Origin of the sequence: Streptomyces sp. NPDC058289, from assembly GCF_042880975.1 — a bacterium.
GTDB classification, from domain to species: Bacteria; Actinomycetota; Actinomycetes; order Streptomycetales; family Streptomycetaceae; genus Streptomyces; species Streptomyces stoeckheimensis.
On the sequence record NZ_JBHVYI010000188.1, the window covers coordinates 1 to 4,442 of the forward strand.

General features: G+C 68.7%; 6 protein-coding genes. 3 read left to right on the top strand and 3 right to left on the bottom strand.

All coding sequences use genetic code 11. The features are described from left to right. Window positions 1-159: 159 nt before the first annotated feature. The 3 genes from ACFVX6_RS40590 to ACFVX6_RS40600 form a co-directional block, all read right to left on the bottom strand. A complete protein-coding gene (locus tag ACFVX6_RS40590) occupies window positions 160-450 on the bottom strand; it encodes a hypothetical protein (protein WP_389699603.1) in 291 nt (96 codons plus the stop codon). Window positions 451-542: 92 nt separating this feature from the next. Continuing rightward, window positions 543-1,028 (bottom strand): hypothetical protein, encoded by a 486-nt coding sequence (locus ACFVX6_RS40595; protein WP_389699604.1) that lies wholly within the window; start codon window positions 1,026-1,028, stop codon window positions 543-545. Beyond that, on the bottom strand, window positions 961-1,611 hold the full coding sequence (locus ACFVX6_RS40600) for a hypothetical protein (protein WP_389699605.1): 651 nt from the start codon (window positions 1,609-1,611) through the stop codon (window positions 961-963). Before ACFVX6_RS40600 ends, ACFVX6_RS40595 begins: the two co-directional genes overlap by 68 nt. Before the next feature lie 573 nt (window positions 1,612-2,184). Here ACFVX6_RS40600 and ACFVX6_RS40605 point away from each other — a divergent pair. The 3 genes from ACFVX6_RS40605 to ACFVX6_RS40615 all read left to right on the top strand — a co-directional run bounded on the left by ACFVX6_RS40605 (window position 2,185) and on the right by ACFVX6_RS40615 (window position 3,423). Further along, entirely contained in the window at window positions 2,185-2,499 is a 315-nt protein-coding gene (locus tag ACFVX6_RS40605; RefSeq protein WP_389699606.1) for a hypothetical protein, read from the top strand. Continuing rightward, window positions 2,496-2,702 carry a DUF6233 domain-containing protein gene (locus ACFVX6_RS40610; protein ID WP_389699607.1) on the top strand — a complete coding sequence of 69 codons (207 nt, stop codon included), beginning with the start codon at window positions 2,496-2,498 and terminating at the stop codon, window positions 2,700-2,702. The genes ACFVX6_RS40605 and ACFVX6_RS40610 overlap by 4 nt, the downstream gene beginning before the upstream one ends. A gap of 355 nt (window positions 2,703-3,057) precedes the next feature. Then, on the top strand, window positions 3,058-3,423 hold the full coding sequence (locus tag ACFVX6_RS40615; protein ID WP_389699608.1) for a hypothetical protein: 366 nt from the start codon (window positions 3,058-3,060) through the stop codon (window positions 3,421-3,423). Window positions 3,424-4,442: the final 1,019 nt, after the last annotated feature.

A 4,442-nucleotide genomic window follows, 5' to 3' on the forward strand; every position in this document is an offset into this window, starting at 1 on the left:
GGGGGGGTCCCCCGGCCCCCCCGCCGGAGCCGGTGAAACTCTCCCGGTCCCGACGGCGTCGGAGATCCGCCCGCACCTCCTGCTGCCGCGGATATCGCGGCGCTGAAGGCGACCGAGATCCCGTAGGGAACCGCAGCGTCCCCCTGGGCCCGCGCCCGCTCAGGCCCCCGTTCTCAGGCCCTCGGCGAAGGCCCGCGCCTCGGCGAGATCGTCAGCGTTCGGCCGCCCCTTCCGGATCCCACCGACCGGCTTGAACGGCGCCCACGTGTCCCAGCCCCGGCAGGTGAAGGTGTCCACGACTTCGAACCCCTTGCCTTCCAACGCTCCCACCAGCGGCCGGGTGTACTTCTGGAAGCCGCCGTCCGGCAACCCGCTAGTCGCGTAGACGAACGCCTTGCCCCACGGCTGTTGGGGGAGCTGCTGCACAAGGTCCAGCAGCCGGGGGTACATCTTGTTGCTCCGGACACCGGAGCCGAAGCCGATCAGGTCGAAGTCCTGGAGATCGGCTATGTCGACTTCGTCAAGAGTGACGACCCCAGCGTTCAGGACGCCGGCAATCTCCTCGGCGACATGGGGTGGCCGGCCCAGTCTCCCTCCGAGCCCTGGACCACTATCCCGTCGGAGAACCCGTGGACCTCCGGGGCCAGGAAGATGGCCGCTCCCTGGTCCGTGCTGGCAAGGGGGACGAAGCCGTCGGGGGTGCCGAAAGTGATCTGCGGGCGGTTGCAGATCACGCGAGGATCCGCGTTGGGTTCCAGGTCGTCGGCCTCCCACGCCCGCCACTCGTTCCAGCCTTCCGCATCGGACCGGATCTCCTCGCCCAGGTTCCGCCACGCGCAGGCCGGGTGGGATGAGAGGCCGAGGTGCCCGTTGAGCTGGACGGGGGCGTAGGCATCGACGATCGCCTTGTAGTCCGCGGGAAGTCTTCTGCCGATCTCCTGCTCCAGGCGGATCCAGGCATCAGGATCGGCGTAACGGTTCTCCGCTGGGCCGAGCATGTCGAATACGGCCTGCAGGTAGTCGGTCATGGCTGCCCAAGGTGCTCGTTGGTGAATGTCCAGGACAGCATCGACCACTTCGCATGGCCACTATCGGCCGGGGCCCCTGGTTGTGAGGATCCTGCGGTGCCAGAACACGCAGCGCAGCCCGTGCTGCCTCTCCCGTCTCTGACTGTGCCAGCGACTCCAGCGCGTCGCGATCTGCCCACGCGCACGCCTCGCGCAACTCGGCGGTGAGATCGAGTCCGATCTCCTTGCCGACCCAGTCCGCGATGACCAACGCGTCTGCCACGACGGTCGGATCGGCGGCAATATCCGGCCCGAGCAAAGAGAGCCCGCCGTCATTGGAGCCGCGGGCGAGCGCGAGCGCCACAAGCGTCCACCGCGCCGTCCGGTCTGCGGGATCGCGTTGCAGCCGTCCCGCGGCGAGAACGCCGAGCTTGTAGATCGTGGCGTGATCGTTTGCCCAACCGCCCCAGAAAACATCGTCTCGCGGGAGGCCTTCCAAGACCCGGAGTCCGTCACGCAGCGCCCGCACCATGCGCTCGGCGAACTCGGGATGGCTGGTGTCATTTCCGGCCTGCCGCAGTGCGTCGACCTCGTTCTGACTCATCGACACATCATCGGCGGCCGCCGAGGCCGACGCCTCCGAAAAAGAGGTCGGGCCCTTCCGCACCGCGCCTGTCAGGGACACGGATCGGCAGGACCCTGATCGCAAAGCTACTGGCCCACCCAGCACTGATACCGCAGACACTCCGAACCAGATGTCACCCGATCAGGGTGGCTCCCAGTCCCGCCGCCGATCATGGACCTATGCCACTCTCCGTCTCCCGCACAGACGGACCAACGTGGCTCCCGAAACCACCGCCCAAGCGGCTCTCATTCACCCCGCCGAAAACACACGACCGCTCCACGTGTAGACGTAGCCGCTGGGCCACGGGCTGAACCGGCAGCTCCAGCCCTCCGATCATCTGGAAGAGCGGGACGGAGTGCTCCCAGACGCTGTACTGGTAGGCGGGGTTTTTGCCGGTGTAGTAGGGCGGTTGTGTGGCCGGCTGCCAGTCGGGCTCAGGTCCCGGGACCTCGATCTCTTTCACAGCAGCTCCTCCCCAGGGCCTTCAGCAAGCTGGTGATCAACCTACCTCCACCCACGAGCGGGACGAGCGCCCCTCGCCCGCACCCGCCCATGACCGGGGCTGACCGGCGTCAGCAGCCTTCCCTGCTCCCGCCCGTCCGCGTCCTGCTGCCCGACGGCGAGGTAGCAGGCCGGCTCGTACGCCGGTGGCAGACCGACGCCGGCCAGTGGGTCTACACCGTCGCCCTACGCGCCTGGTCCAGCCGTACCGCCAGCACCGGACAGGACATCACCACGGACATGATCGAGATCGACGTCCCCGCCGACCGCGTGCGCCCCGTACCCGGGACCTCGTACACCGACGTCCCCAAACTGCACCGCCGACCACCCGCACCCCCGCCTGCGCCGCCGAGGTCGGCCTGTTGATCGGGGAGCGGATACAGCCCCGGCCCAGACCGGGCAGCGGCCTCACGCTCCGCATCCACCAGCCCGGCTGCAAGGCGAGCACGGGCGGCAAGGGCTGCACCCTCACGACCGAGCAGGCCCGGTGGATGATCACGCACGACCCCATCGCCAGCGCCTGCGACGTCTGCACCGCCCACAAGACCCTGGCCGGCTCGAAGCGGTAGGCCGCCATTGATGAGGCTCGCTGAATCTGGTTCTGGCCGTGATTTCGTGAAACCGCCGGTCAGCGCTCGGCTAGGTTCGGGCATCGTCGAACGTCGCGTCCGCCAGATCAAGTTCCTCACGCGGCGTGAACGGGCGCACGTCCCGCGCCTTCATCTGCACCGCGCCTGCCTCAGACCGAGTCGCATACAGCTCCAAGGTGCCTGGTAAGTACAAAGTCCTGGACGGTAACCGCCGGAGTGAGTCAGCCTTGATGCCGTGGACGGAGTCAGCGCGGGAACCGTACTTGCCTTGGTCGGTGTCCTACTGGGAACCATGGGCACACTCGTGGGACAGCACCTGGCTACACGCGTTGAGATGCGACGCGACCTGCAACGCCGAGTGGAGGCCGAGCGGGCAGAGCGCAAGGAAGTCATCTTGACGTTCCTGGCCGCCGCACAGAAGGTCGAGCTGGTGCTGGACCGAAGGAGCTTGGGTCTGCCTGCTGCGGATGAGCCCGAAGACCAGATCCTCCACGCGTTGTGGCTCGCCGAGAAGGCCGTTGAACTGGTCTGCCTGCCTGAGGTCGCTCAAGCCGCGCGTCGCTACACTGAGGCACTCCACCAGATCGTCCGCGACGTGACGGTAAACGGCCAGGCACCCACCAAGGGCGCGTGCCGCCTCGCCTTCGTTGAGGCGGCCAGGAGCGGGCTCGGCAGCGACCGCCCACAACTGCGGCGATGACACGTTCGGGGCAACCGGTGCAGTCTGGTCGCCGGAGATTGTCGGTGTCATCGGATTTGCTCGGGGCGTTCGGTACCGCCGCGGCGGTACCTGCGCCGGCACCGCAACGGCTCACCCAAGGCCTCCGTCAGTCGGTCGGCCGCCACCCCGGCCCCCATCGGGCCGCGCAGCGCGGCCCGGATCGCCTCCGGGGCCGCCGCCCCCACCACCGCCCGCGACCACAGTCCCGGGCCGGCATCCGCAGGCGGGACCAGGCCCGAGCCGACCGCCCACCGCCACGCCGCCACAGACACCCGCACCCGTGCCGCAGCCTGGCCTTCGTCGTACTGCTCCCGCACCGAATGCGCCACGAACCGCACTCCGATCACACCTCGACGGCCCGCCGATCGGATCGCGCCGGAAAGATGCCGAAAGATCCACTTTGTTGTCAATAGCACCGGTCTCAGGGTGGTTTGGGCGCGCACCGCATAAGCCGCCTACGCATACGCGAGGCCCGGATCCACTCCCCCGGGTGAACCCGGACCGAGCACGAGCCCGGGGGCCGAGGCCGAGGCCGAGGCCGAGCTCGGGGACGAAGCCGAGGCCGAGGCCGGGCGCGGCCGTCTCACGGCCGAACTTGCCGACCCGGCACCGGCCGCACTGCCGGAGGCACATAGGCGCCCCGAGCTCGACATCAGCCGCAGCAGGCCCCGGCTCGTCTCGATCGCAATCGGGATCGGCGTCTCGGCGCTGTCACCGTGCTCGGCCCGGATGTGGGCTGGTGCTGGGCGAGGGGCGCTGGCGGGAGGCAGGCCGGAGGGGTATCCCGTATGTGGCGCGGAGCGCCGGGATCCCACCGGTCAGCCAGCCGGCCGCGAAGCGGCCACGGCCCGACTCACATGGAACATGCGTTTGGCATACGATCGGATGATCTTGCAGACAGGGGAATCGATCACCGGTCGGTTCCAACGAGGGGGATTCATGAACACCGTCCGCGCAGGACTTGCCTTGGCCGCTGCCGCACTCGCTCCGGCCCTGCT